The following is a 572-nucleotide window of genomic DNA, read 5'->3' on the forward strand; positions in this document are numbered from 1 at the left end:
GTCAATACCGTGCTGATGCGTGATGTTAATCATCACCAGCTCGACACCTTTCTGAACTGGATCCAGCATCGCCCTATCCAGCTGCGTTTCATCGAACTGATGGAAACGGGCGAGGGCAGCGAGCTCTTCCGTAAGCATCACATCTCTGGTCAGGTTCTGCGTGACGAGCTACTGCGTCGCGGCTGGATCCACCAATTACGTCAACGCAGCGACGGTCCCGCGCAAGTCTTTTGCCATCCAGATTACGCCGGAGAGATTGGCCTTATCATGCCGTATGAAAAAGACTTCTGCGCCACTTGCAACCGCCTGCGCGTTTCCTCCATTGGTAAACTCCATCTCTGCCTGTTTGGTGAAGGCGGCGTTAACCTGCGCGATCTGCTGGAAGACGATACCCAGCAACAGGCGCTGGAAGCGCGTATTTCAGCGGCGCTGCGGGAGAAGAAACAGACCCATTTCCTGCATCAAAACAACACCGGTATTACGCAAAACTTATCGTACATTGGCGGCTAAAACGTCAAAAGGAGAGATCAGATGAGTCAGGTAAGCACTGAATTTATCCCGACCCGTATTGC

Annotated in this window: 1 protein-coding gene; it reads left to right on the top strand. The window is 53.0% G+C overall.

What is annotated here, in order from left to right; genetic code table 11:
• Nucleotides 1-510 (top strand): hypothetical protein (locus J5M67_RS27510; RefSeq protein WP_368735959.1); only part of this gene is annotated, 510 nt, incomplete at its 5' end.
• Nucleotides 511-572: the final 62 nt, after the last annotated feature.

It is taken from the genome of Pseudomonas sp. 30_B, from assembly GCF_017491605.1.
In the GTDB taxonomy this organism is placed as follows: Bacteria; Pseudomonadota; Gammaproteobacteria; order Pseudomonadales; family Pseudomonadaceae; genus Pseudomonas.